The following is a 1,599-nucleotide window of genomic DNA, read 5'->3' on the forward strand; positions in this document are numbered from 1 at the left end:
TATCTATATTTTAGTTAACATTTAAACTGTATTTACGGTTGAGAGAAAATTAAAAAAGAGTCCCATTATAGGGACTCAATCAGCTTCTGATTAATGTACATATGCTGCTCCAACAATAATTAACAAAATAAATAGAACAACAATTAACACAAAACTATTTCCTAATCCATAGCCTACGTTTCCATAAGGATATCCATAATGATGATCATAGTAGCAATGCATATCATTCACTCCTCATTTTTTAAATTTCGTTTTCTCTTTACGTTATGTTAGAAGTGGGTGAATGGTATAGGGCAATTGCCTAATTTTATAGTTTTATTTAATAAATACTCAAATAATCTTTCTAAGTACTCTTCAATCACTATAGTCATTCAATAATAACCTTCTAGAAGGTTCATATATAAGATAGATAAGGTTTCATTAAAAAAGTATCCAACATTATTAGAGCATCAAATAATGTACACCATTTTCAGTCAGATTAGATTTACCTCACCTTTATTTACCCAATCATTTTTTCTTCATTAAAATAAACACAAGGAACAATGTCAGTTAAATAATTGTAGGTATTTCCCATAACCTTCTTTTTCAAGGTCACGTTTTGGAATAAATTTTAAAGCAGCAGAGTTAATACAATACCTTAACCCAGTTGGACCAGGTCCATCATTGAAGACATGTCCAAGATGTGAATCTGCGGTTTTACTTCTTACTTCAGTTCGGATCATCCCATGGGTTGTATCGATTTTTTCAACTATTTCAAAATCTTGAATTGGCTTAGTAAAGCTTGGCCACCCACAACCTGCATCGTATTTATCTTTCGAACTAAATAACGGCTTTCCAGATACGATATCTACATAAATCCCTTCTTCATCCTGATTCCAATATTCATTATGAAAAGGAGGCTCAGTTCCATTATTTTGTGTAACCTCATATTGCATTGGATTTAATATCTTTTTAAGTTTGTTTTGATCTTTTTGTTTCCAATGCTGTTCAATAAAGCGATCTCTGCCAGATCCCGCACGATATTGCTTATATCTAGCCGTGCTTTTTTTATAAAAATCTTGATGATACTCTTCAGCAGGATAAAATGGTTTTGCTTCAACAATTTTCGTTACAATTGGTTTTGAAAACCGACCACTTTCTTCTAATTCTTGTTTGGATTGTTCAGCAAGTATTCTTTGCTGCTCATTATGATAAAAAATAGCTGTTTGATACGATTCACCACGGTCAAAAAATTGGCCGCCGGCGTCAGTTGGATCAATTTGCTGCCAAAATAATTCAAGTAGCTTTTCATATGGAAATAAATTTGGTTGAAAGGTAATTTGAACTGCTTCTACATGTCCAGTTGTATCTGAGCAAACTTCTTCATATGTAGGATTTTCCTTTTCTCCACCTGTATAACCTGATATAACACTCTCAATTCCAGGAAGCTCATCAAAAGGTTGTACCATACACCAAAAACAGCCTCCTGCAAATGTTGCTAATTCATATTTATCATTCATTATTTATCATCCTCCACATCATCATTATTTTTATTATATAGCATTGGAATAAATCATGAAAAGCAAACCGTTTTGGGAAGCAAATGAAATAGATTATAAT

General features: G+C 32.3%; 2 protein-coding genes. Both read right to left on the reverse strand.

All coding sequences use genetic code 11. The features are described from left to right. Nucleotides 1-90 precede the first annotated feature (90 nt). Entirely contained in the window at nt 91-222 is a 132-nt protein-coding gene (locus HU235_RS06575; RefSeq protein ID WP_095301277.1) for a YjcZ family sporulation protein, read from the reverse strand. Nucleotides 223-545: 323 nt separating this feature from the next. Continuing rightward, entirely contained in the window at nt 546-1,499 is a 954-nt protein-coding gene (msrB, locus tag HU235_RS06580; protein ID WP_095301278.1) for a peptide-methionine (R)-S-oxide reductase MsrB, read from the reverse strand. Nucleotides 1,500-1,599: the final 100 nt, after the last annotated feature.

It is taken from the genome of Metabacillus niabensis, assembly GCF_902829255.1.
In the GTDB taxonomy this organism is placed as follows: Bacteria; Bacillota; Bacilli; order Bacillales; family Bacillaceae; genus Metabacillus; species Metabacillus niabensis.